At 29.9% G+C, this 25,765-nt stretch carries 20 protein-coding genes; 15 read left to right on the top strand and 5 right to left on the bottom strand.

Annotation, left to right across the window (positions count from 1 at the left end; genetic code table 11):
• Both JOP69_RS07060 and tsaD read right to left on the bottom strand, forming a co-directional pair.
• Complete coding sequence (locus JOP69_RS07060) at positions 1-1,857, bottom strand: LTA synthase family protein (RefSeq protein ID WP_252191205.1); 1,857 nt, start codon at positions 1,855-1,857, stop codon at positions 1-3.
• Between the two features lie 50 nt (positions 1,858-1,907).
• A complete protein-coding gene (tsaD, locus tag JOP69_RS07055) occupies positions 1,908-2,939 on the bottom strand; it encodes a tRNA (adenosine(37)-N6)-threonylcarbamoyltransferase complex transferase subunit TsaD (protein WP_203395178.1) in 1,032 nt (343 codons plus the stop codon).
• Between the two features lie 220 nt (positions 2,940-3,159).
• On the opposite strand from tsaD, the gene JOP69_RS07050 reads away from it, so the two are divergent.
• The 4 genes from JOP69_RS07050 to JOP69_RS07035 all read left to right on the top strand — a co-directional run bounded on the left by JOP69_RS07050 (position 3,160) and on the right by JOP69_RS07035 (position 10,256).
• On the top strand, positions 3,160-7,563 hold the full coding sequence (locus JOP69_RS07050) for a translocation/assembly module TamB (RefSeq protein WP_203395179.1): 4,404 nt from the start codon (positions 3,160-3,162) through the stop codon (positions 7,561-7,563).
• Positions 7,564-7,788: 225 nt separating this feature from the next.
• Positions 7,789-8,772, top strand: a complete 984-nt coding sequence (pfkA, locus tag JOP69_RS07045) for a 6-phosphofructokinase (protein ID WP_203395180.1) — start codon at positions 7,789-7,791, stop codon at positions 8,770-8,772.
• 24 nt (positions 8,773-8,796) lie between these two features.
• On the top strand, positions 8,797-9,798 hold the full coding sequence (gene gap, locus JOP69_RS07040; RefSeq protein ID WP_203395181.1) for a type I glyceraldehyde-3-phosphate dehydrogenase: 1,002 nt from the start codon (positions 8,797-8,799) through the stop codon (positions 9,796-9,798).
• Positions 9,799-9,893: 95 nt separating this feature from the next.
• Positions 9,894-10,256 carry a methylglyoxal synthase gene (locus JOP69_RS07035; protein WP_203395182.1) on the top strand — a complete coding sequence of 121 codons (363 nt, stop codon included), beginning with the start codon at positions 9,894-9,896 and terminating at the stop codon, positions 10,254-10,256.
• On the opposite strand, the gene JOP69_RS07030 is transcribed toward JOP69_RS07035, so the two are convergent.
• Complete coding sequence (locus JOP69_RS07030; protein WP_203395183.1) at positions 10,249-10,629, bottom strand: RidA family protein; 381 nt, start codon at positions 10,627-10,629, stop codon at positions 10,249-10,251. The two genes, JOP69_RS07035 and JOP69_RS07030, sit on opposite strands and share 8 nt — an antisense overlap.
• A gap of 248 nt (positions 10,630-10,877) precedes the next feature.
• On the bottom strand, positions 10,878-13,538 hold the full coding sequence (locus JOP69_RS07025; RefSeq protein ID WP_203394548.1) for a putative LPS assembly protein LptD: 2,661 nt from the start codon (positions 13,536-13,538) through the stop codon (positions 10,878-10,880).
• Positions 13,539-13,709: 171 nt separating this feature from the next.
• Here JOP69_RS07025 and JOP69_RS07020 point away from each other — a divergent pair, with 171 nt between their 5' ends.
• The 11 genes from JOP69_RS07020 (at position 13,710) to JOP69_RS06970 (ending at position 24,229) form a co-directional block, all read left to right on the top strand.
• The gene (locus JOP69_RS07020; protein WP_252191204.1) at positions 13,710-14,723 is read left to right on the top strand and encodes an N-acetylmuramoyl-L-alanine amidase; all 1,014 of its coding nucleotides are present in this window, start codon (positions 13,710-13,712) and stop codon (positions 14,721-14,723) included.
• Between the two features lie 54 nt (positions 14,724-14,777).
• On the top strand, positions 14,778-15,749 hold the full coding sequence (locus tag JOP69_RS07015; RefSeq protein ID WP_203394550.1) for an MlaD family protein: 972 nt from the start codon (positions 14,778-14,780) through the stop codon (positions 15,747-15,749).
• 17 nt (positions 15,750-15,766) lie between these two features.
• Entirely contained in the window at positions 15,767-17,083 is a 1,317-nt protein-coding gene (locus tag JOP69_RS07010; protein WP_203394551.1) for a (Fe-S)-binding protein, read from the top strand.
• A 74-nt stretch (positions 17,084-17,157) separates the two neighbouring features.
• Positions 17,158-17,937, top strand: a complete 780-nt coding sequence (locus tag JOP69_RS07005; RefSeq protein ID WP_203394552.1) for a (Fe-S)-binding protein — start codon at positions 17,158-17,160, stop codon at positions 17,935-17,937.
• A gap of 84 nt (positions 17,938-18,021) precedes the next feature.
• Positions 18,022-18,930, top strand: coding sequence for a 1,4-dihydroxy-2-naphthoate octaprenyltransferase (menA, locus tag JOP69_RS07000; protein ID WP_203394553.1), 909 nt, complete (start codon positions 18,022-18,024; stop codon positions 18,928-18,930).
• A 27-nt stretch (positions 18,931-18,957) separates the two neighbouring features.
• Entirely contained in the window at positions 18,958-19,635 is a 678-nt protein-coding gene (locus JOP69_RS06995; RefSeq protein WP_203394554.1) for a metal-dependent hydrolase, read from the top strand.
• Position 19,636: 1 nt separating this feature from the next.
• Positions 19,637-20,152 (top strand): SRPBCC family protein, encoded by a 516-nt coding sequence (locus JOP69_RS06990; protein WP_203394555.1) that lies wholly within the window; start codon positions 19,637-19,639, stop codon positions 20,150-20,152.
• A 9-nt stretch (positions 20,153-20,161) separates the two neighbouring features.
• Positions 20,162-21,199, top strand: coding sequence for an o-succinylbenzoate synthase (locus JOP69_RS06985; protein WP_203394556.1), 1,038 nt, complete (start codon positions 20,162-20,164; stop codon positions 21,197-21,199).
• Positions 21,200-21,201: 2 nt separating this feature from the next.
• Positions 21,202-22,167 (top strand): CPBP family intramembrane glutamic endopeptidase, encoded by a 966-nt coding sequence (locus JOP69_RS06980; protein WP_203394557.1) that lies wholly within the window; start codon positions 21,202-21,204, stop codon positions 22,165-22,167.
• The gene (locus tag JOP69_RS06975; protein ID WP_252191203.1) at positions 22,164-23,258 is read left to right on the top strand and encodes an AMP-binding protein; all 1,095 of its coding nucleotides are present in this window, start codon (positions 22,164-22,166) and stop codon (positions 23,256-23,258) included. The genes JOP69_RS06980 and JOP69_RS06975 overlap by 4 nt, the downstream gene beginning before the upstream one ends.
• Positions 23,259-23,740: 482 nt before the next feature.
• Complete coding sequence (locus JOP69_RS06970) at positions 23,741-24,229, top strand: thioredoxin family protein (RefSeq protein WP_203394558.1); 489 nt, start codon at positions 23,741-23,743, stop codon at positions 24,227-24,229.
• 433 nt (positions 24,230-24,662) lie between these two features.
• On the opposite strand, the gene JOP69_RS06965 is transcribed toward JOP69_RS06970, so the two are convergent.
• Positions 24,663-25,763 (bottom strand): OmpA family protein, encoded by a 1,101-nt coding sequence (locus tag JOP69_RS06965; RefSeq protein ID WP_203394559.1) that lies wholly within the window; start codon positions 25,761-25,763, stop codon positions 24,663-24,665.
• Positions 25,764-25,765: the final 2 nt, after the last annotated feature.

Raw genomic sequence — 25,765 nt, 5'->3', positions numbered from 1 at the left:
TTATTTACGATCCATAAAATCTTGAAAAGCATCTTGGGTTATCGCTTTCCCTAAAGAATCTAATTTTAGAGCTTCCGTACCTTCTTCTACTGTTGGTTTTTTACTCATATAATCGAATAAGTAAAACCCATTTTTAGTAAGTGTGCCAAACCCTTTGTTGTAAATATAATGTGCGTATTGTTTATCAGAAGTATTAAAGATGTTTTTGCTAAATTTAAATTCCGCATTGTTTCCTTTTACTAAGTCTAAAAGAGTGTAAGGCAAATCTATTTGACTAGCAATAGTGTTAATTTCAATGCCTTTTTTATTTAAAGCACCTCCCAACCATAACATGGGTATTCTATATTTAGAAGTTGCGTTAAAAGGTCCTTTTTGTTCCGGAATTCTATGTCCGTGATCTGCTAAAATTATAATTAAGGTGTTTTTATACCAAGGTTGTTGTTTTGCAAAATTGATAAATTTACCGATGGTTTTATCTGTATACGCATGGGCGCTTTTAAACTTATCTTCTTCTGTTTTTTTACCAAATTTATAGGTGTCAGGAAACTCAAAAGGTTCATGACTTGTAAGTGTTAAGGCTATTTTAAAAAAAGGTTCATTTTGTTTTTTAGAGAGATCATCTGCAATACGTTGCATAAGCACGTGGTCATGAACTCCCCATTTAGAATTCCAATCTTTTTTATCAAAAAAACTTCCATCTACAAAATCGGTAATTCCGGCATTTCGTAAATAGGTGTTCATGTTCCCAAAATTTAAATCTCCACCATAATAAAAGGAAGTATTATAGCCTAAATCATTCATGTTTTTAGGTAACATGGGTAGGCTTCTTGTTTTATTCGGCATTTTCATAATGCTTTCTGTGGGTTGTGGGTAGTAACCACTTAAAATAGCAGGAATTCCTTTGTCTGTTCTATCTCCGTTTGCGTAGAAATTGGTAAATAGAATACCTTCTTTAGAAAGTTTGTTTAGGTTTTCTGTTACATTAGGTTCACCGCCTAAAGAACCCACAACTTTTGCCGTTAAACTTTCCCAAACTATTAAAATTACATTGGGTTTAGTGGTGTTTAAAATGCTATCTGTATTTGCTGTTAAAAGTAGATTTCTTCTTTTATTGATTAAGCTTTTTGATACTTTATCATCAAAAAATTTATAAGGATTTGTAGTGTTAGATTTATGTGTAAGTGCATTAAAAAAATTCCAGGCGTAGTTTATGGATGCATGGTTTGCAAACATTTTGCTAGAAAAATAAACGTTACTTTGGTTAACTGGTATGGTTTGTAAACCACCTCTAACAGGTATAATTAAAGCCGCTGCTATCAATAAAAAAACAAAAGATTGTAGCCAAAAACTTTGTTCAATTTTATCAATTTTTTTGGTAATAATTTTATTAAATAATTTAATAAAAATAAAAGAAGTGATTACCCAAAAAATAGTTCCAGAAATCTGTTGAAAAGTAGATGCTGAAGCAACCATAATTTCTGGAGTATTCAAGTACTTTAATAAAGAAGTGTCTAAACGTGTGCCCCAAGATTGATATAAATTAGCATCAATAATTAATAATAAACTTAAAAATATAATCAAAATTGCGGAATACCATTTTATAATCGTTCCAATTTTTTTTGAATTGGTAAAAACAGAAAAAATGATGATTAAAAAAGGAATAAAACATAAATAAGCCGCAAAAGAACTGTCTAGTTGTAAGCCGTAAATAAATGTTTTTAAGGTAGTTAAGATGCCTAGGTCTTTCGTTTTATCAAAATAAAATAGTAAGAAAAATAAACGTGCAAATACAAAGTATCCAATCCATAAAAGAAAATAATAGATATTGAATAAAAGTCTGTTTTTTAAAGTTTTCAAGGAGTTAAATTTCTGTTTGTTATTAAGTGATTTCTTTTTGTGATAAAAAATTATGAGTTTTCTGAAACTTTTAAACGCGCTTTTGCCGTTACAGAAATATCAGAATAATTGTTGTTTAAGTATTTTAAATATCCCGTTATGGCAATCATGCCAGCATTATCTGTGGTATACTCAAATTTAGGGATGTAGGTGGTCCAACCAAAATGTTTTTCGGCTAATTGTAAACGATTTCTAATTTCTGAATTTGCAGAAACACCTCCGGCAATAGCAATATGTTTAATGCCTGTTTGCTTTACCGCATTTTTTAGCTTATCCATTAAGATTTCTACAATAGTATACTGAATAGAAGCGCAAATATCATCTAAGTTTTCTTCAATAAAGTTTGGGTTTATTCTAACTTGTTTCTGAATAAAATATAAAATACCTGTTTTTAATCCACTAAAACTAAAATCTAAATCGCCTACTTTTGGTTTTGTAAATTGATAAGCTTTTGGGTTTCCTAATTTTGCGTGCTTGTCTATTAATGGACCTCCAGGGTAAGGAAGACCCAAAATTTTTGCAGATTTATCAAAAGCTTCACCAACAGCATCATCAATTGTTTCTCCTAAAACTTCCATTTCAAAATGATTGGTCACTTTAACAATTTGTGTATGTCCGCCACTAATTGTTAAACAGATAAAAGGAAAAGGTGGTGTTTTACTATTTTCTTCTTCAATAAAATGCGATAAAATATGTGCTTGCATGTGGTTTACATCAATTAAAGGAATTTGTAAACCGATGGCTAGAGATTTTGCAAAAGAAGTACCCACTAATAAAGATCCCATTAAGCCCGGACCTCGCGTAAATGCAATTGCAGACAAATCTTCTTTGGTAATGTTTGCTTGCGCTATAGCTTGTTGTACAACAGGCACAATGTTTTGTTGGTGTGCTCTAGAAGCCAGTTCTGGAACAACACCGCCATATTTAGAATGTATTTCTTGGTTAGCTACAACATTGCTCAGTATTTTTTCGTTACAAATTACTGAAGCACTAGTATCATCACAAGAGGATTCTATCCCTAATATATAAACCTGTTTTTCCATTAAAAATATTAATTTAAAGCAAAATTAAGGATAATTTTAGGTTGTCGTCCTTTTTTAAGAATAGAAATTTAATTCTTTATTAAATTTGCACGTTCTTTGTAAGAACTGGCAATATTTTTGATTAGTATTTAACATATTGTTACATTCATTTTAAATAGAGAGCGTTATCAAAAAAGTTGGAAAAATAATACTGAAATGGCTGGGGTACTTTGTGCTCTTTATGCTACTCATTAGTATTATACTTTCTATTCCTGCTATTCAAACAAAATTAGGGAGTTACGCTACTAAAAAATTGAATGAGGATTTTAATACCAATATTTCTGTAGAAAAAATAGATTTATCCTTTTTAGGAAATGTACAGTTAAAAGGAGTCGATATTAGAGATCATCATAAAGACACTTTAATCTTTGTAAAAAAATTAACAACTTCTATTTTAAACGCTAAAAAAGTTTTAGAAAGTGAAGTTAGTTTAGGTAGTATTTCTTTAGATGGTGCTTATGTGTATATGAAAACTTATAAAGGGGAAAAAGACGATTCTATGGCTGTCTTTATAGATAGCTTTGATGATGGTTCTCCAAAAGACTCTCTTGCGAACCCTTTTATATTAAAATCTTCTAATGTTTATGTAAGTGATTTAAATTATAAATTAATCAACGAAAATAGTAACAATCCTATTTTATTTTCCGCAAGTAATGGAGGAGGGAATTTACAAGATTTATTGGTTTATGGGCCTGATTTTTCTTCAAAATTAAGAGGACTCTATTTTGTTGATAATAGAGATTTAGAGGTTACTAATTTAACAACAGATTTTTCGTATTCTAAAACCGCAATGCATTTTGTAAATACAACATTGCAAACTAGAAAATCCGATATTAATGCCAATATAGATTTTACGTATAAAAGAGAAGATTTAGTAGATTTTAATAATAAAGTAAATATAACTGCAACCTTTGCCAAGAGCAATATAGCTATACCCGATTTAAAAAAATATTATAATGAATTAAATGGCAATGATGACATTTCCTTTACAGGAGATTTTAAAGGGAAATTAAATAATTTTGCTTTAAACAAACTTCGATTAACCTCTAGAAAAGGAATTAGAGTAATTGGAAATTTAGGTTTTGTAAATGCCGTTAATTTTGAAAAGGGATTTATATTTAGAGGTGATTTAAGCGACTTAACGGCAACTTACAGCGAGTTAAAAAGTGTTTTACCTAATGTTTTAGGAAAAACATTGCCATCTGAATTTGCAAAATTTGGAAAATTTACAATAAAAGGAAAAATTAATGTAACCCGTAAAGAAATTAAAGCCAATCTAGATTTAAAATCTGAAATAGGAGGCGCTATAACAGACCTACAAATTTCTAATATAGATGATATCGATTATGCTGCCTATAGTGGAAAAGTAGCGTTACAGAAATTTAATATTGGTGAGTTATTCAATGATCCTTTATTTGGTGAGGTTTCTTTGAAAGGAGATGTAAAAGGTAGTGGTTTTAAATTAGAAAACATAAATACTTCTTTTGTTGGTACTATATCAGGACTTAACTTTAAAGGGTATAATTACAAAAATATTGAAGCTAATGGTCAATATCAAAATAATAAATTTGATGGAGATTTAAAAATTGATGATGCTAATTTTAAAATGAATTTTAATGGGTTGGCAGATTTATCAACCGAGATAAATAAGTTCGATTTTAAATCTAATATAGAGTATTTAAATTTAAAAGAAACAAATCTTTTTACAAGAGATAGCATTGCTATTTTAAAAGGAAATATTGAGTTAGATGTAGAAGGAAATACCTTTGATGATATTACGGGTAAAGCAACTTTTAAAAATATTTTATATACAAACCAAAAAGAAGAATTTAATTTTAAAGAATTTAATGTAACCTCCTCATTAAAGGATAGTATTAAAACAATAGAAGTAGCTTCTAAAGATATTGCAGAAGGATATCTATCAGGTAAATTTTCTTTTTCTGAATTGTTACCCGTTGCGCAAAATGCCTTAGGTAGTATTTATACAAACTATACACCTTATGCTGTAAAGCCTAATCAGTTTTTAGATTTTAATTTTACTATTTATAATCAAATTGTTACTGTTTTTTTTCCTGACATTTCTATTGATGACAATACCAAGATAAAAGGTAAAATTAAAGCGGATAAAAATCAATTAAGGTTAACGTTTTCTTCACCTAAAATTGAAGGCTATGGCAATGAAATTAAAGATATTTTATTAAGGACAGATAATCAAAACCCACTTTATAATTCGCATTTAACGGCATCAGAAGTAAATACAAAATATTATAATATATCAAAATTAAACCTGTTAAGTTTAAATCAAAATGACACCTTATATTTTAAATCTGTTTTTAAAGGAGGAGATTTAAAAAATGAAGACTTTAATCTCGATTTCTTCTACACATTTAATCCAGAGGGGAAATCTGTAGTTGGGTTTGAAAAATCTTCCTTTATTTTTAAAGAAAACACATGGAATATAGACCCGAACGAGCAGAATAAAAATAAAGTTACTTTTAATATAAAAGAAAATGATTTTGATTTTAGTCAGTTTAAATTAACATCAGGAGAGCAAGAAATTGAGTTTTCAGGTAGTTTAAAAGGAGAATCAGAAAAAATACTTTTAGCCGATTTTACCAAAGTAAAATTACAAAGTTTTTTACCTAAAATAGATAGTCTTGCTTTAAAAGGAGAGCTTTCTGGTCATCTAGATTTTGTGCAAAATAAAGGAATTTATAGTCCGGAAGCGTTACTTTCTATTCATGATTTTGAAGTAAATAATTTTAAGCAAGGAGATTTATCTTTAAATGTTAAAGGAGATAATTCATATAAAAAATATAACGTAGATTTATCTATAAAGAATAAAAAGGTAAAAAGCATTGCTGCTACAGGCTCTTTAGATTTTTCAGAAAAAAGACCTTTAATAGATTTAGATGTCTATTTAGAAGAATTTGGGTTGGATGCTTTTAGTCCACTTGGGCAAGATGTTTTATCCTCTATAAGAGGAACTGCAAATGGAGATTTTTCTCTACGAGGTTTTTTAGGGAACCCAGAAATGGAAGGTACTTTAACTCTTAAAAATGCAGGTTTAAAATTTCCGTATCTAAATGTAGATTATGATTTTGAAGGAGAGTCTATTATTAGTTTGCAAGATCAATCCTTTATTTTTGAAGGTATCTCTTTAATAGATACCAAACATAAAAGTAGCGGAAGATTGATTGGAGATATTACTCATTTAAATTTTAAAAAGTGGTTTTTAAATATAGAAATAGAAAGTGATAACTTATTAGTCTTAGATACCAAAAACACAGATGAAGCTTTATATTATGGTACGGCCTTTATAGATGGTACCGCTAATATTACAGGTTTAACAGATCAATTAACCATAGATATAAATGCTAAAACAATGCCCGGAACCGCTTTTGTTGTTCCTCTTAAAGATGTAGAAACGGTAGATAGTTATCGTTTAATTCATTTTAAATCGAAAGAAATAGCCGTTAAAGAAAAGCAAAAGGAAGTTGCTCTAGAGGCTATAAAAGGTTTGTCTTTAAATATAGATTTAGACGTAACAAAAGATGCAACTGCTCAGGTAGTTATAGATGAGGTAAATGGGAGCCAGTTAACAGGAAAAGGGAAAGGAAACCTTAGAATTGAGATAAATACTAGAGGGAAATTTAACATGTTTGGCGATTATATGATTGATAGTGGAGTTTACGATTTTAAATATGGGGGTATAGTAAATAAACCATTCTTAATTCAAAAAGGAGGTACGGTTTCTTGGAATGGAAATCCTTATGAAGCAAATTTAGATGTTACTGCAATTTATAAAGCAAAAGCAAACCCTGCTGTTTTGTTAGATAATTTTAACTCTAATAGAAAGATAGAGGTAGATTTAGTTACTAGAATTACAGGAGGATTATTTAGCTCTAAACAAGAGTTAGATATTCAATTATCAAATGTAGACCCTTCAATAGCTAGTGAGTTAGAATTTATATTAAATGATAACAATGTAAATGAGAAAACAACACAGTTTATATCCTTACTTGCGTTTGGTAGTTTTGCAAATCCAGATAAAGTAGATTTTAATGCAGGAGAAACCATTTCTAATACAGCTTCTAGTGCTGTAGCTGCAGCTTTTTCTAGTTTATTAAACAACCCTGATGGTAAATTTCAATTAGGAGTAGATTACCAGCAAGGAAATAGTGGAAGTGATATAGAGAGTCTAAATACAGATAACCAAGTAGATGTTTCGGTAAGTACACAATTAGGAGATAAAGTTATTATTAATGGAAAAGTAGGGGTGCCAGTTGGTACTCAAACTCAATCTAGCGTTGTTGGCGAAGTAAAAGTAGAAGTATTATTAAATAAAGAAGGCAACTTTAGAGGAGTAATTTTTAATAGACAAAACGAAATACAATATTCTACAGAAGAAGAAGGATATACACAAGGAGTAGGGCTTTCTTATCAAGTAAACTTTAATTCGCTTTCTGGCTTGTTAAGGAAAATTAGGGGTAAGAAGAGTGTAATAAGAAGAACACAGGCTCAAGTTAAGAAAGATTCAATATTTAAATTAAAGGATAATTTAATTAATTTTGAAGGAAATTAATAAATGTAGTATTTATCACTAAAAATGATTTTTATCATTTAATTTTCTTGTATGTGTTATTACTTTTGCAGCTTAAAAAAAAATAACAATATAATAATGTATTCCATTAAATTTAATCAAAAAAAATAGCTATTTTTCACCTATAATAACGAAAAATAGCCTAAAACGATTTCGTAGTTTTATTATTTTAAATGGTTATAAAGCAGTAAATTTACATCAGAATATATGAAGAAAATAAAAAAAATAGCCGTTATGACTTCTGGGGGAGATGCTCCTGGAATGAACGCCGCAATTAGAGCAGTAGTTAGGACTTGTGCCTATTATAGTTTAGGTTGTGTAGGAATATATAGAGGGTATGAAGGTTTAATTGAAGATGATCTTGTAGAATTAAATGCAAGAAGTGTTCATAATATAATAAACAAAGGAGGAACAATCTTAAAATCTGCAAGGTCTAAAGGATTTAGAACTAAAGAAGGAAGACAGAAAGCTTACGAGAATTTAGTAGAACGTGAGGTAGATGCATTGGTTGTAATTGGTGGTGATGGTTCTTTTACAGGAGCAGTATTATTTAATGAAGAATTTGATTTTCCTGTAATTGGTATTCCTGGTACTATTGATAATGATATTTTTGGTACATCACATACTTTAGGTTACGACACCGCTTTAAACACAGCTGTAGAAGCAATTGATAAAATTAGAGATACAGCATCTTCACATAACAGACTTTTCTTTGTTGAGGTTATGGGACGTGATGCAGGTTTTATTGCATTAAATGCAGGTGTTGGAGCAGGAGCAGAAGAAATCTTAATTCCTGAAGAAGATTTAGGATTAGATAGATTACTAGAGTCTTTAGAAAGAAGTAGAAGAGCAGGTAAATCATCTAGTATTGTTGTAGTAGCAGAAGGTGATAAATCAGGAAGAAACGTTTACGAATTAGCTAAATATGTAGAAGAAAATTTACCAGAATATGACGTTAGAGTTTCTATTCTTGGGCATATGCAAAGAGGTGGTTCTCCATCTTGCTTCGATAGAGTTTTAGCAAGTAGATTAGGTGTAAAAGCCGTAGAGTTACTATTAGACGGTAAAACAAATTTAATGGTAGGTTTAAAAGATAATAAAGTGATTAGTACCGATATTAGAGAAGCAATTTCTGGCGGTCACTCCATAAACTATGAGTTACTTAGAATTTCAGATATTATAACAACATAAAATAATTAATTAAAAACGATTAAAATGATTAAAATAGGAATTAACGGATTTGGAAGAATTGGAAGATTAGCATTCCGATCTACAGTAAATAGAAAAGACGTACAAGTAGTAGGTATTAATGATTTATTAGACGTAGATTATTTAGCTTACATGTTAAAATACGATTCTGTTCACGGAGCATTTGATGGAACTGTTGATGTAAAAGACGGTAAATTAATTGTAAACGGAAACGAAATTAGAATTACAGCAGAAAGAAACCCAGCAGATTTAAAATGGGATGAAATTGGAGCTGAATATGTAATTGAATCTACAGGATTTTTCTTAACAGAAGAAACTGCAGGAAAACACTTAGAAGCTGGAGCTAAAAAAGTAGTTTTATCTGCGCCATCTAAAGATCATACACCAATGTTTGTAATGGGTGTTAACAATACAGAATTAAAAGCAGATCAAAAGATTTTTTCTAATGCATCTTGTACTACAAACTGTTTGTCTCCTATTGCAAAAGTATTAAACGATAACTGGGGAATCTCAGAAGGTTTAATGACAACTGTACATGCTGCAACTGCAACTCAAAAAACTGTTGATGGTCCTTCTATGAAAGACTGGAGAGGTGGACGTTCTGCTATTGGTAACGTAATTCCTTCTTCAACTGGAGCTGCAAAAGCTGTTGGAAAAGTAATTCCTGCATTAAACGGAAAATTAACTGGTATGGCTTTTAGAGTTCCTACTATGGATGTTTCTGTTGTAGATTTAACTGTGAAGTTAGAAAAACCAGCTACATACGCAGAAATTTGTGCTGCAATGAAAGCTGCTTCAGAAAGTGATACAATGAAAGGTGTTTTAGGATACACTGAAGATATGGTAGTTTCTCAAGACTTTGTTGGAGATACTCGTACTTCTATCTTTGATGCTAAAGCTGGTATCGCATTAAACGATAACTTTGTAAAAGTTGTTTCTTGGTATGATAACGAAATGGGTTATTCAACTAAGATTGTAGACTTAATCGAATACGCTGCTTCTTTATAATATAAAGTAGTTTATACATAAATAAAAACCTGATAGAATTAATTTTCTATCAGGTTTTTTTATCTTTAGAAGATAATAAATTTAATACATATTTTATGGAAATAGCAATCATTGCTCATGATGGTATGAAAGCAGAAATGGTTCAATTTTTAAATGAACATAAAGAAGCTTTACTTCAAAAGAAAATTAATCTAGTTTCTACAGGAACAACTGGTACTAAAGCAGAGAAAGCTGGGTTTAAAGTAACTAAGTTTTTATCTGGGCCAATTGGAGGAGATGCTCAAATTGCTGCTAGAGTTGCAGAAGGTAAATGTAATATGGTGTTGTTTTTTAGAGATCCTCATGCAAAACATCCTCATGAACCAGATATTATGATGTTACTTAGAATTTGCGATGTACACAATGTGCCTTTAGCAACTAATCCTGCTACTGCAGATTTATTAATTAAAGCTATTTAATGGCAATTGCACTAATTTCTACATTTACAAATTTTGGTAAATTTGCTACTTCAACTGTTTCTCTTGCAGGAGCAGTTTCTTCATTAAAATAGTTTCCGTAAATAGCATTTATTTCTCCGAAATTATTCATGTCAGAAATAAAAATAGACGTTTTAATTACGTTTTCGAAAGTCATATCAGCGGCAGCTAAAACTTCTTTTAGATTTTCCATAACCTGCGTTGTTTCTTCTTTTATGGAAGATAAAACCAATTCTCCGTTTTCTGGATTGATGGCAATTTGACCAGAAGTATATAATGTGTTGCCACTTAATACAGCTTGATTATAAGGTCCTATTGGAGCTGGTGCTTTTGAAGTAGTTATTATTTTTTTCATGGTATTGTAATTTTTAAGTTTTTTTGAATTGTAATGTAACAAAGTTAATAAGTTTTAACGATTCTTATAACTTGACAGTTAAGATTTTTTAGTTTTGAATACTGAATACTGAATACTGAATACTGAATACTGAATACTGAATACTGAATACTGAATACTGAATACTGAATACTGAATACTGAATACTGAATACTGAATACTGAATACTGAATACTGAATACTGAATACTGAATACTGAATACTGAATACTAAAACAACCTTCTATCCGCTGGTTTAGTTTTATCCCATTTAAGATCAGATAGAACAGAAGATTTTACACCAATAAAAAACGTGTAAGAAGAATTTGTACCAAAAGGAACCCAATTAAAATTGAACTGCCAGCTATCTAAATCTCTAGTGAAATTAAATCTAGAAAACGTAAAAGCACCTCCTTTAACATCATAACCAGAAGAGTACCCCATTTTCCATTTTGGAGATAGTTCTAAATTACCACTAAACATAATACTGTGTACACCAATACTTCCGCCATCTATACCGTTATTAGTATAATTAGTAGAGTATGCTAAATTTATAGACCATGGTATATCTGCTCTATATAACTTAGCTTCTTTATTTTTATCTTCTTCATCTGTATTAATCGCATTTTTTTGTCCAAATCTATCTGTTGGGTTTATGTCTGCACCAATAACATCTACATTATTTTGCCCTCCGTTACCGTCTTGTTTCGATTTATCTTTTTTATCCTTATCAAAATCTGCACTAGAAATGGAATAATTTGCGGTTAAATTAGCGTTTGTTAACCTTAAAATATTTGCATTATATTCATTGATTCTTACTCCTGCGCTATTTACTTTATAAGGATCCATAGAACCACTTAAATTAACAGATAATTTATCTTTAAATAATCGTGTTCCTGCAGAAAAACTAACAGGAGACCATCGCAAGCTATCCGCAGCAATATTATAAGAACTACTAAAATTTAAATTATTTAAAATGGTAATTTTTTCATCTTCCTCGTCACTATCTGGGTCTTTTGGGGCTACTTTAGCTTCTAAAACATTATTCAAAGAAATTCCTATAGAATTACTTAAACCAGAAGAAGGAGCACCGTAAATGCCTTGATCATAAACTGTGTAGTCTAATAAATCTGTTGCATCTGCACTTTGTTGTACTTGTTTTATGTATTTGTCTTTAAAATCTGGTCTATAAGAATAAGAAATAGAAGGTCTAAAAGTGTGTCTAATTGTTTTTAATCTTCCTTTTTTAAAGTTAAAAGTACCGTAAATATTAGTAGATAAGCTAATACCAGCATTGTATTCTCTATAACTTTTAAAACCTCTAAGTGTATCGGTTACCACAACATTGTCTGTAACATCATAATCTTTTTGAATATAATCAAACTGCCAAGTTTCTTCATAATTTGCACTTGGTGATAATGTAAAATATTTAAACGCTTTTATATTTGTACTAGTACCTGTTTTATGTTGCATTCCAGATCTTGCGGTTTCAAACATTTTACTAGTAAAAAATTCATCATCTGTAGTATTAATTAAATACTGACCTTGCATGGTGTAAGTAAAACCCATTTTCTGAATAGGTGTTTTTTGAATACCTCCTTTGCCTGCAAATGGATAGATTCTACTCATATTTACAGTTAATGACGGTAAAGTCATTGTAATTGCTTCTGTATTTGTGTTTTGTTGATGACTGGCAGTAAGGTTCATGTTAAACGGTGTGCCAACAAATGTTTTACTGTAATTTATAGAAGAGTTAAAGGTGTTTGTTAAGGTCTGAGAAACGTTATATTGATTTTGAGATTCTCTAAAGAATTTACTACTTCCTAGGTTTACAGATGCAGAGAATCTAGAGTTAGGACTCGCTTTTGAATCTTGACTATGAGACCATCTAATATTAAAGTTGTTAGATTTACTATAATCATCAAAACCTCTAATGCCATCAATGTTATTTTCAAAATTTAAACTAAAAGAACCATTAAAACGGTATCTCTTTCTATAGTTAGACGATATTCTAGATCCCCAACTTCCGTTAGAATAGGCATCACCCAAAACCGTTAAATCCATATAATCGTTAATGGCAAAATAGTAACCACCATTTTGAAACCCAATACCTCTGTCACTACTACCTGTATCAAAAGACGGAATTAAAAACCCAGATACACTAGTTTCAGTGATTGGAAAATAGGCAAAAGGTAAAAAGATAGGCGTAGGTATGTCTGCCAAAACCAGGTTACTTGTACCCACAATAATTTTTTTTCCAGGCACTAATTTTGCTTTGTCTGTGGCAATATAATAATCTGGATTTTCTTTTTCTGAAGTAGTAAAACGTATGTTTCTTACATAAATAGTAGAATCATTTACCCGTTTGGTTTTTTCACCATAGGTAAACATTTCTCCTTGTTTGGTTTTTAAACCATAGATTAAAGCTCTTTTACTTTTAAAATTATAAATCATAGAATCTTGTTCAGACTCTTGAGATCCTTGTTTAAAAACTGGGCGTTGTACATAACCGGTACTATCTATAATTCCTTTTGCAAATAGTGTATTTTTTTTATAGTCTACAACAATGATACCCGCTTTTAAATCGATATCTGTATACGTAATGTTTGCTTCATTATAAAGAGTAACCGTTTTGTCTTTTGCATTTTGTATGGTGTAGTCTTTAGCAACATGTACAATAATATCTTCTATGGTTTCTTTTGGCTTCAAAGAATCTAAAGCTATAGTGTCTATTTTTTTTAAAAGTAAAGAATCTTTTTTACTCTTAAATAGAGAATCTTTCTTAACGTCAGTAATTTCTGTTTTATCTACAGAGGTTAGGTCTTGAGAAAAGCCTGTTTCTATAAAAAAAATACAGCAAAATAAAAGTATGTATGATAGGTTTGTTTGCAATGCTTTAAATGCTATTTTTGTATAAAGGTAAAAGTATGGCTCAATATTTGGAACACCAAATTTAAGGAAGCCAAAAATAGTTAAATTTTATTGATGCAAATTAAAGAAAATCACAAAATTAAGATGAAAGTAAGAAAACTTCTCTTTTTTCTCTTTGCGTTCTCATTATTGATGAATTCATCATTAATGTTTGCACAAAAAAAATATGTTATAGTTATAGATGCAGGTCATGGAGGTAAAGATCCTGGAAACCTAGGTAATGGGTACAAAGAGAAAAATATAGCTTTAAAAGTTGTTCTAAAAGTAGGCGCAAAGCTATCTGAAAAGAAAGATATAAAAGTACTTTATACTAGAAATAAGGATGTTTTTATAGATTTATGGAAAAGAGGAGATATAGCCAATCATGCAAAAGCAGACTTATTTATATCGATACATTGCGATTCTCATACATCAAATGCTTATGGAGCAGGTACTTTTGTTTTGGGGTTACGAGGTAATAAAAAGAATTTAGAAATTGCAAAGAGAGAAAATGCAGCTATATTTTTAGAAGATAATTATAAAGATAAGTATGTAGGTTTTGATTCAAATTCAGCAGAGTCTGTAATTGGATTATCTCTTTTACAAGAAGAAAACTTAGATAGAAGTTTGGCTATGGCCAGTTTAATTCAGTATAATTTGGCCTCAAAATTAAAAAGACATGATAGAAAAGTAAAGCAAGATAATTTTCAGGTTTTAAGAGAAACCATCATGCCAAGTGTATTGGTAGAATTAGGTTTTTTAACCAATAAAACAGAAGGAAGATTTTTAAATTCTAAAAGAGGGCAAGCACAAATGGGGAATTCTATTGCTGATGCTGTTTTAAATTACATTAATAATTTAAAAATAAACACAGTTGTTAATAATGTAGTAGATAAAAAGGATGTAGAAAATATTTTATTTAAAGTTCAAATTGCTTCCGGAAGAAATAAAATAGCAACCAAGTCATATAACTTTAAGGGCTTAAAAGATGTAGAGAGAATCTCTGTGGGGAGTTATTATAAATATTATTATGGAAATTCTTCTAACTATTCCAAAGTAAAAAAATCTTTAAAGCTTGCAAAATCTAAAGGGTATACATCTGCATTTATCGTTGCTTTTAAGAATGGAGAAAAGGTATCTGTACAAGATGCAGTTAAAATGCAATAGTTTTGGTGGTCTCAACCAAAAATTATTAGTAGTTTTGTTATTAAATTTTTATGGATGTCTAAAGAATTAAAAACAGGAATTGTAGCGGTTATTATTATATTCATATTTATTTGGGGATATAATTTTTTAAAAGGACAAAACTTGTTTGATGGAAATACCCGTTACTTTAAAGTAGAATACTCAAATATTGGAGGTTTAACAGAATCTAGTTTAGTAACTATTAATGGGTTAAAAGTGGGTAAAGTTGTTGATATTGCCTTTAATAAAGCAGCAGATAAGAAAGGGGAATTAATAGTTCGTTTTTCTATTGATAAAGATTTTCAGTTTTCTAAAAATAGTGTTGTAAAAATATATTCTCCAAGCCCATTAGGTGGGTCTAACTTGGCAATAATACCTCATTATGAAGGAGAAGATGCCGTCTCCGGAGATTATCTTAAAGGACAAATTGAATCTAGTTTATTTACTTCTATAGGAGAACGTTTAGATCCTATTCAAGCAAAATTAGAAGACGTAATGGTTAGCGCCGATTCTTTATTTAGAAATGTAAATAAAGTTTTAGATACAAACACACAACAGAGTTTAAAAAATTCTGTAACCAGTTTAGAAACTACTTTAAAAGAAGTTAAAAAAATGATGGTTTCTGTTAATGGGATGATAAACGCTACCTCTTCTGATTTAAAAGAAAGTGTAAAAAACACAAAAACAATTACGGCAAATTTTGCAAAAGTTTCTGATACTTTAGCAAAGGTAAATATTGGTGAAATAATGAAAAAAGCGGAAGTATCGCTTAATTCTGTAAATAAAATGTTAGAAGGTATTAATACCGGAAAAGGCACCATTGGTAAGTTAATAACCGATGAAACCATGTATACAAATTTAGAAAACGCTTCTAAAGAATTAGAAGAATTACTTAGAGAAATGAAGTTACATCCAAAAAGATTTGTACATTTTTCATTATTTGGTAAAAAAGCAAAAGCCTACACACCTAATAAAGACACCGAATTAGAAAAAGAAGCTAATAACTAATTTTATAAAAACTTAATATGCAATACTTGCCAAATATAATTTTTGCGTTAGCGTTAGCTTTCGGACTTGGTTTTTTTGTGATGAATATTCGCAAATTAATAAGAAATATCAACTTAGGTAAAGATGTTAATAGAAAAGATAAAAAACCAGAACGTTTAAAAAATATGATTAAGATTGCACTAGGGCAATCTAAAATGGTAAAAAGACCTCTTTCCGGATTTCTTCATATCATTGTTTATGTTGGTTTTATAATTATAAATATAGAAGTTTTAGAAATTATTATTGATGGATTATTTGGGTCACATAGAATTTTTCAAGAAGTTTTAGGTGATGGTTTTTACGCATTTTTAATTGGTTTTTTCGAAATTTTAGCGGCGCTAGTTTTTGTAGCAGTTGTAATTTTTTGGTTACGTAGAAATGTATCTAACATAAAACGTTTCTTAAGTAAAGAAATGAAAGGTTGGCCTAAAAAAGATGGAAATAACATTCTTTATTTTGAAATGGTGTTAATGACCTTGTTTTTGGTGATGAATGCCACTGATGTTCATTTTCAGCAAGCAGGTATAGGAAATCCAATAAGCCAATTTATTACACCATTATTTGATGGTTTTTCTGCAGAAGGATTGCATACCATAGAAAGAACTTGTTGGTGGATTCACATTTTAGGAATCTTAGTATTCTTAAACTACTTATATTATTCTAAGCATTTACATATACTATTAGCATTTCCTAATACGTATTTTGCAAATTTAAATGCAAAAGGACAGTTTACAAATTTAGATTCTGTTACTACTGAAGTAAAATTAATGATGGATCCGGATGCAGACCCTTATGCAGCACCACCAGAAGGAGAAGAAGAAGCTATTCCAGAAAAATTTGGAGCATCTGATGTTGCAGATTTAAGTTGGGTTCAGTTAATGAATGCTTATACATGTACCGAATGTGGTAGATGTACATCTGTTTGTCCTGCAAATCTTACAGGAAAAGAATTATCACCAAGAAAAATCATGATGGATACTCGTGATCGTTTAGAAGAAGTTGGTAGAAATATCGATGCTAATAAAGGTGTTTTTGTTGATGATGGTAAACAATTATTAAACGATTATATTTCTCCAGAAGAACTTTGGGCATGTACCAGTTGTAATGCTTGTGTAGAGGAATGTCCTGTAAATATCGATCCATTATCTATTATTATGGATATGAGACGATATTTAGTAATGGAAGAAAGTGCAGCGCCACAAGAGTTAAATATGATGATGACAAACATCGAAAATAACGGTGCGCCTTGGCAATACAATCAACAAGACAGATTAAACTGGGCAAACGAGGAGTAAAATAATTTTTCAATTAACAATTATCAATTACGAATTGTACTAATTCATAATTCATAATTTAAAATTTATAATTTATGATGGTACCAACAATGGCAGATATGATGGCTCAAGGTAAGCAACCAGAAGTGTTGTTTTGGGTTGGAGCAGCAGGAAGTTATGATGATAGAGCAAAAAAAATATCAAGAGCATTTGTAAAAATATTACATCAAGCTAAAGTAGATTTTGCAGTTTTAGGAACCGAAGAATCTTCTACTGGAGATGCAGCAAAAAGAGCAGGAAATGAATTCTTGTTTCAAATGCAAGCAATGATGAATATTGAAGTGTTAAATGGGTACGAAGTGAAAAAAATAGTCACTTGTGATCCGCATTCGTTTAATACATTAAAAAACGAATATCCTGGTTTAGGAGGTAAATATGAAGTTTTTCATCACACACAATTTATACAAAATTTAATTAAAGAAGGGCGTTTAAAGATTGACGACACTACTTTAAAAGGAAAAAGAGTAACCTTTCACGATCCTTGTTATTTAGGGAGAGCCAATGACGTTTATGAATCTCCTAGAGAATTAATAAAAAGATTAGGGGTTAATTTAACCGAAATGAAACGCAATAAATCTACCGCTTTATGTTGTGGTGCAGGAGGTGCACAAATGTTTAAAGACGCAGAAAAAGGGGACAAGGAGATTAATGTTTTAAGAACAGAAGATGCTTTAGAAACCAAACCAAATATTATAGCAACAGGTTGCCCATATTGCAATACCATGATGACAGATGGAATTAAATTTAAAGAAAAAGAAGCAGAAGTGGTTGTTAAAGATATTGCAGAGTTAATAGCAGAAGCTAATAAATTATAAAATAACCAACGTTTAAAAATATATTTATTATTCCCGCTTATGCGGGAATATCATTTTAAATAAGTCAGAATTTTTGTTCTAAAGATGATTAAAAACTACGTAAAAGCTGCTCGTTTAAGAACTTTACCTTTATCCGTTTCAGGAATTATTGTTGGAAGTTTTTTAGGAATTGATCAATTGAATAATCATATTTCAATTTTTGAATCTCCTATTTTTTGGTTGGCAATTTTAACAACAATTGGTTTTCAGGTATTATCAAACTTTGCAAACGATTATGGAGATGGCATAAAAGGTTCTGATAAAAATAGAACAGGAGAAGCACGTATGGTTTCATCAGGAGCAATTACGCCGAAACAAATGAAATTGGCTATGATAGTTACCACAATTATCACCTTAATAATAGCTTTATTATTGATTTATGTTTCTTTTGGAAAAGAAAATTTTTGGTATTCAATTTTATTTTTTGTTTTAGGTATTGCTTCAATTGCGGCAGCTATAAAATATACAGTAGGTAATTCAGCCTATGGTTATAGTGGTTTTGGAGATGTTTTTGTTTTTTTGTTTTTTGGTTTATTAAGCGTTGTGGGCAGTTATTTCTTGTATATAAAACAAATTGATTACGCTATTTTCTTGCCTGCAATTTCCGTTGGTTTGTTAAGTACAGCTGTTTTAAATCTAAATAATTTACGAGATAGGGAAGAGGATAAAAAGAATAATAAAAATACATTAGTAGTTAAATTAGGTAATGAAACGGCAAAAAAATACCATTATTTTTTAATTTTTGGAGCTTTAGCGATTGCTTGTTTCTATGTTTTTTTCGACTTTAAAACAATCTATCAATTTCTTTTTTTGGTGGCTTTCGTTCCATTAATTAAAAACGTAAAAACAGTAGCAAAAAATAAAATTCCTGCAGAATTAGACAGTGAACTTAAAAAAGTAGCATTAAGTACTTTTATGTTTGCCATACTTTTTGGAGTTGGTCAAATTTTGTAAATTAGAATTCAAATATAATTGTAAGATATGAAGATTAAATTTTTAGGACATTCTTGTTTTTCAATAGAAATAAACGGAATTAACATTTTAATAGATCCTTTTATTTCTGGAAACTCATTGGCATCTCAAATAGATATTTCTAGCTTAAAAGTAGATTTTATTTTGTTAACACATGCGCATCAAGATCATGTTTTAGATACGGAAGTAATTGCAGAAAGAACAAATGCAGTTATTGTTTCTAATTATGAAATAGCGATGTATTATGCAGCAAAAGATTTACAAGTACATGCATTAAATCACGGAGGAACTTTTATTACAGAAAACTTTTCGGCGAAATATGTAAATGCAATTCATACTTCTTCTTTTGCAGACGGCACTTATGGTGGTGTACCAGGAGGTTTTGTGATTACATCTAAAGATAAAAATTTATACGTTGCCGGAGATACAGCTGTAACTATGGATATGAAATTGATACCGATGTTTACCAAGCTAGATGCTGCTATTTTGCCAGTTGGAGATACCTTTACAATGGGAGTTGAAGATGCAATTATTGCAAGTGATTTAGTAGAATGTAATAAAGTAATTGCCTGTCATTTTAATACATTTCCACCAATAGAAATAGATGCTAACGATGCTAAGTCTAAATTTGCATCAAAAGGAAAAGAGTTAATCGTTTTAGAAATAGGAGAAAATATACATATATAAAATGAAAACAATTAAAATTATTTTAGGAATCATTTCTACGATTGTAGTCGCTTTTCTATTAACGGGTTTGTTTGTAAAAGAAACAACTTATACGGCTACAATTTCTGTAAATAAATCTGTTGAAGAGGTATTTAAAATTTTCAACAATTCAGAAGATATAAAAAATTGGATTCCAGAAGTACAGTCTTTCGAGGTAATGAATGACAACCCTGGAAAAACAGGAAGTATTTATAAAATTGTTGTTCTAAATCAAGGTCAAGAAATAACCATGACCGAAAAAGTAATGGCATACGTACCAAATGAAAAGGTAACCTTGTTTTTTGATGCAGAAGGAATGCTTAAAAAAGATGATTATACTTTTACTGAAGAAAACGGAGTTACAACCATAACTTTAAATGTGAGTTGCCAAAGTGAAACATATTTAATGGCATGTGTTTTTCCTTTTTTTAAAGGTACTTTTATAGAACAAGATCAATCGTATTTAAATAACTTTAAAGCGTTTGCAGAAAAACAATAATTCTTTCTTTTGATAAAAGCTAAATATAATAAATACATACTCAATTTTAAAAATCCAAGTGGAACATCTCGAGGGATTTTAAGAACCAAAGAAACTTGGTTTATCATTTTAGAAGAAAATGGTAAAACGGGTATTGGAGAAACAGGTTTGTTTAGAGGTTTAAGTATTGATGATGTTCCTAATTATAAAGAAAAACTTATTTGGGTTTGTAATAATATAGATAAAGGGCTTGAGTGGCTACTTTATGAACTCTTAGAATTTCCATCGATTCAATTTGGTTTAGAACAAGCTTTTTTATCGCTTAAAAGCGAGCATAAGTTTGAGCTATTTCCATCAGAATTTACCAAAGGAAAAGAAGCGATTTCTATAAATGGCTTAATTTGGATGGGAGAAAAAGAATTCATGAAAAAGCAAATTAAAGAAAAATTAGAAACTGGTTTTTCATGTATCAAGATGAAAATTGGTGCTATTGATTTTGATGCTGAAATTGAGTTGTTAAAATCCATTCGAAAAGAATTTTCTTCGAAAGAAATAGAATTACGAGTAGATGCAAACGGCGCTTTTAATCCTAAGAATGCTTTAGAAAAACTAAAACGTTTATCCGAATTAGAAATTCATTCTATAGAACAACCTATTAAGCAAGGTCAAATAGAAGAAATGGCTGCTTTATGTGAACAAACACCTTTACCAATTGCATTGGATGAAGAATTAATTGGGATGTTTTCATCCGAAGAAAAAAAACAATTGTTGCAGACAATAAAACCACAATACATTATCTTAAAACCAAGTCTAATTGGTGGTTTTGCAGGGAGTTTAGATTGGATTAAATTTGCTCAAGAAATAAATAGCGATTGGTGGATTACATCTGCCTTAGAAAGTAATATTGGGTTAAATGCGATTGCGCAATTTACACATACCTTAAAAAGTGATTTGCCACAAGGTTTGGGAACTGGTTGTTTATTTACAAATAATTTTACAAGTCCGTTAGTAGTTAAAAACGGAACATTACAATACAATCCAGCTCAAAACTGGAATTTTAATTTATAAACATGAATTACATACAACAAGCATATAAAGGTCGAAATGAGTGGTTTTATTGGGTATTAACCATCATGTTAGTATTTGCAGGATGGCAAATTATTGGCGTATTGCCTTTAATGGCATTAGCGATTATGCATTCTGCAAACATGGCGGAGTTTACAAAAGCAGCTCAAGATAATTTTATGACCTTAGGAATTGATAAAAATCTCTTCTTATTTTTTATGATTTTAATGTTCTTTTTTGGTTTAGTTAGCTTAATTGTTGGAGTTAAATATATCCATAAAAGAACGGTTACATCATTGGTTACCAGTAGAAAAAAAATAGATTGGAAACGTTTTTGGTTTAGTTTTATTTCTTGGGGAATTATCTCTACAGTAGTAATTATGGCTGGTATTTTTTTATCACCAGAAAACTATGTTTGGAATTTTAAACCTGTTCCGTTTTTTACATTATTAGCAGTTTCTTTTTTGTTTTTACCTTTTCAAACTTCGTTTGAAGAATTATTATTTAGAGGTTATTTTATGCAAGGTTTGGGTATTTTGGCTAAAAACAGATGGTTGCCTTTGGTATTAACATCTGTTTGTTTTGGTTTATTACATGGAGCAAATCCGGAGGTTGAAAAACTAGGTTATATTTCTATGGTTTTTTATATTGGTACAGGTTTCTTTTACGGAATTACCACTTTAATGGATGAAGGAACCGAATTATCGCTTGGTTTACATGCCATTAATAATATTGTAGCTGCATTTTTTGTAACCACCAATTGGACTGTTTTTCAAACGGATGCCTTATATGTAGATACTTCTGAGCCTTCTGTGGGTTGGGAAATGTTTTTCCCTGTTTTAGTTTTATATCCACTACTTTTATTTGTTTTTTCTAAAAAATATGGATGGAAAAATTGGATAGAGAAACTAACAGGAAAGATTAAAGAACCTGTAAATTTAAAAGAAAACTATAGAATTTTAGAAGATTGAAATTAGATAGATTTCATACAAGTTTTCAATTAAATGGAATTTCATTTGCTTCTGTAGAGGAAATGCTAACGTATACTGCTGGTTTTTCGGATGATATCCATCAATTTTTAGAAAATTGGTTTTCTAAGGATACTTTTATTATTGTTAAAACCTCCGGTTCTACAGGAGTTCCAAAAGAGATAAAGTTGCAAAAAAGTCAGATGATTAATTCTGCTTTAGCTACCGGAATGTTTTTTGATTTAAAAGAAAATACCATCGCTTTATTGTGTTTGCCAACAGAATATATAGCTGGTAAAATGATGTTGATAAGAGCCTTAGTTTTAGGTTGGCAATTAGATGTAGTAGCTCCAAATTCTTTTCCACTACGTGGGATAAAAAAGCAGTATGATTTTACAGCTATGGTTCCGTTACAGTTAGAAAATTCTTTAGCTGAGCTACCTCAAATTAAAAAATTAATTGTTGGTGGCGGTGTTGTTTCTAACCAATTACAAGCAAAAATTCAGACTTCTAGTTGTGCTGTTTTTGCTACTTATGGTATGACAGAAACCATAACGCATATTGCTGTTAAAAGGTTGAATAATCCTTTGTCAATTCAAGTAGATAGTGAACAGAAATCTTTTCAAAAAGAATTTTATCAAACATTACCCAATGTAGAAATCTATAAAGACGTTAGAAACTGTTTGGTAATTAAAGCTCCAAATGTTTCAAATGAAGTTATTTTTACAAATGATAGTATTGATTTAGTTTCTGATCATCAATTTGAGTGGTTAGGTCGTTTAGATAACGTAATAAATTCTGGAGGTGTAAAATTGCATCCGGAAATAATTGAAGAAAAATTATCGAAGATTATTTCAAATCGGTTTTTTGTTACAGGAATTACTGATGAGCAACTAGGGGAGAAGCTTGTTTTAGTTGTGGAGCAACCTTTCGCTTCAGTGGAATTTAAAAAGTCTCTAAAATTAGAAATAGCACAATTAAAATTACTTAAAAAATTTGAAGTTCCAAAAGATATTTATTTTGTGAATGAATTTATAGAAACGGATACCAAAAAAGTACAACGTAAAAAAACACTAGATTTATTAAAATATTAATCGATGTTTAGGCGGTAATCTTTATTTTCTTTTTTTGTTGTTTTATAGGGTGTTTATTGGATTTTATTTATTTTTTTATAAAAAAAATATATGTTTTAAGTTATCTATTTATTAGAATATAGTCAATAATGTTTATTATGTTAGTTTTTTAAGATAAGGTAAAGGCAGCCTTAATAATTAGTTAATGTTTTAGTTTAGTGGAGTTTATTCTTTAATATGTATTTAAACTATTGTATATTTGTTCTTATTCTGAAGATAATATGTAATAATTAAATTGGGGGATTGAATTTATTATATCCTAGGAATAACTATAGTCGTAATTTTTTAATTACGGCTTTTTGTTTTTGTAACCTTAATCTTTTGGATTTAGTTTTAGGTCTTAATAATTGAAAAGGTAGCGGGTTTCATTTAATTTATCTCAAGTTTTCTATAGAATTTTTTTTTTGGTATTATTTTTGATATTTTTGATGAAATTACCATTCATGAAAAATGTTATATTGGGTTTATCTATTTGTTTCTTTTCTGTAGCTAACATTGTTGCACAAGAACAAATTATAGAAGAACATAAAATTGAATTAGAAGAAACAATTTCTTTAAATTGGCAACCTACTTTTAAGGATGCTTTAAAGAAATCTAAAAACGAAAAGAAACCAGTACTTATTTATTTTACGGGTTCCGATTGGTGTGGACCTTGTAAGATATTAGATAAGAAACTTTTTCATACTCAAAAATTTAAGGATATAGCAGACAAAGATTTAATTTTATATGAAGCAGATAGTCCTAGAAATTTAGATTTAATTTCTTCTGATAAAATAGAAATAAATAATGATTTAAAAAGGAAGTTTCAAATAAGAACATTTCCAACATTAGTTTTTGTAAACCATAAAGGAAAAATAATTGGTTATAAAAAAGGATTAATTTTAACAGATTACTATTATCCTTTTATTCAATCAGTAATAGAAAATTATTAAATTAAACAACCGAGGCTAATAGCTTCGGTTTTTTTTGATTTAGGACTTTGTTCATCCCTAGTTTTATTCCATTTTCTTAGTGTGTATGTTGCTACAATTAAAATAGTGAAGATTGCATTGGAGTAATACAGTTATTCTATGTTTTTTTCTTATTGTTGGCAATTCTTCATTATTAATTAGAGAGCGTCTTAAAACTTGTATTTTACCTCTCTAATGCGCTATCATAAGTTACTTTGTTCTTTCTTGATCTATATAAAATTTTAGAAAGAGAAACTTGTGCTTATTTTTTTAAATAAGAAGTGTTTTTAAATTGTAGAGATGTTGTTTTATTAATGAATATTAAATAAACTAAAATAGCAGCAGTATTAAATAAAAAAAACCGAAGCTAATAGCTTCGGTTTTATATTAATGCTCTAATTACTTAGAGGTATAATTATTTTTCATTTACTACTCTAAAAGTAGTTCTTCTGTTAGCTCTGTGTTGTGCTTCTGTACAAGAAACTCCATCAGAACATCTGTTAGTTAATTTAGACTCTCCAAAACCGTTACCAGTTAATTTACTTGGGTTTACACCTTTAGAAATTAAATAGTTTGTAACCGCTTGAGCTCTTCTTTCAGATAAATTTTGGTTGCTTTCTTTTGTTCCTCTTGAATCTGTATGAGACTCTAAAGCTACAGATACACCAGTTTTTAATACAGGTAATAATCTAGTATCAATAATTCCTTTAGCAGCTGAAGTTAAAGTAGCGCTTCCTAAATTCCAGTTAATAGGTAAAATAGTGTTGTTAACTAATGAACATTCAACTACTTTCCAAGTTGTTAATCCACCTTTGTTAACTAAGATTTCTTTTGTTACAGTTTTGTATTTAGCAGCAACAGTAACTTCTTCTTGCCATGCATCTTTAACTAAAACTGTTTTATTGATACTTCCATAAACTGCAGGAATTTCAATAGATGAAGTTGTAGGTCCTTTAACCATTACTTTAGTAGTATATGTTTTATCATATCCAGGAACTTTATCAGATACTGTACTTGCGTCTCTGTCTAATGTAGTTAAAGGAATAGTAACATATTGTGCAGGAACTGGTTTATAACACCAGTATCTACAATCGTTAGGATCGCTAGATTCACAATCAGGAGCTTTTTCACTCATTTCCCAGTTAGCAGAAGCTGCTTTAGTCTCTATTGTTTGAGAATCTGGATTAAATGTTGCATTAATTACTCTTAATTTATTTGCATCTTCTTTAGCTCTATAGCTAACAGTTTTGTCTTCCCATACTGCAGGAACAATAGCTAAACGTTTTCCAGCTTCTTTAATTAAAACTCTTTCGGTTACTGTATTGTATTCTGCAGGATGCGTTACAATTTTTTTGTAAGCCGGAGCTATTTCAATAGTTACATCTTCGTTTTTCCATACTTCTGGAGTTTTACAACGTACGTAACATTTTCCTGGTTCTGGATTTGTTGGTAAGTCTTGAGCAAAAGCTGTTGCTCCAAACATTAATAGCGTAGCACTTAGTAAAATTTTTTTCATAA

Source organism: Polaribacter sp. Q13, from assembly GCF_016858305.2.
Classification (GTDB): domain Bacteria; phylum Bacteroidota; class Bacteroidia; order Flavobacteriales; family Flavobacteriaceae; genus Polaribacter.
The sequence above is the reverse complement of the archived record's forward strand: the minus strand, read 5'-3'. Positions and strand labels throughout refer to the sequence as shown.

Bases quoted from the DNA above. Each gene is read 5' to 3' on its own strand.
- gap (WP_203395181.1), top strand. From the start codon at position 8,797: ATGATTAAAATAGGAATTAACGGATTTGGAAGAATTGGAAGATTAGCA.
- JOP69_RS07030 (WP_203395183.1), bottom strand. From the start codon at position 10,629: ATGAAAAAAATAATAACTACTTCAAAAGCACCAGCTCCAATAGGACCT.
- JOP69_RS06995 (WP_203394554.1), top strand. From the start codon at position 18,958: ATGAAGATTAAATTTTTAGGACATTCTTGTTTTTCAATAGAAATAAAC.
- tsaD (WP_203395178.1), bottom strand. From the start codon at position 2,939: ATGGAAAAACAGGTTTATATATTAGGGATAGAATCCTCTTGTGATGAT.
- JOP69_RS06970 (WP_203394558.1), top strand. From the start codon at position 23,741: ATGAAAAATGTTATATTGGGTTTATCTATTTGTTTCTTTTCTGTAGCT.
- JOP69_RS07020 (WP_252191204.1), top strand. From the start codon at position 13,710: ATGAATTCATCATTAATGTTTGCACAAAAAAAATATGTTATAGTTATA.
- menA (WP_203394553.1), top strand. From the start codon at position 18,022: ATGATTAAAAACTACGTAAAAGCTGCTCGTTTAAGAACTTTACCTTTA.
- JOP69_RS07050 (WP_203395179.1), top strand. From the start codon at position 3,160: ATGCTACTCATTAGTATTATACTTTCTATTCCTGCTATTCAAACAAAA.
- pfkA (WP_203395180.1), top strand. From the start codon at position 7,789: ATGAAGAAAATAAAAAAAATAGCCGTTATGACTTCTGGGGGAGATGCT.
- JOP69_RS06990 (WP_203394555.1), top strand. From the start codon at position 19,637: ATGAAAACAATTAAAATTATTTTAGGAATCATTTCTACGATTGTAGTC.
- JOP69_RS06980 (WP_203394557.1), top strand. From the start codon at position 21,202: ATGAATTACATACAACAAGCATATAAAGGTCGAAATGAGTGGTTTTAT.
- JOP69_RS07010 (WP_203394551.1), top strand. From the start codon at position 15,767: ATGCAATACTTGCCAAATATAATTTTTGCGTTAGCGTTAGCTTTCGGA.
- JOP69_RS06965 (WP_203394559.1), bottom strand. From the start codon at position 25,763: ATGAAAAAAATTTTACTAAGTGCTACGCTATTAATGTTTGGAGCAACA.
- JOP69_RS07035 (WP_203395182.1), top strand. From the start codon at position 9,894: ATGGAAATAGCAATCATTGCTCATGATGGTATGAAAGCAGAAATGGTT.
- JOP69_RS07005 (WP_203394552.1), top strand. From the start codon at position 17,158: ATGATGGTACCAACAATGGCAGATATGATGGCTCAAGGTAAGCAACCA.
- JOP69_RS07015 (WP_203394550.1), top strand. From the start codon at position 14,778: ATGTCTAAAGAATTAAAAACAGGAATTGTAGCGGTTATTATTATATTC.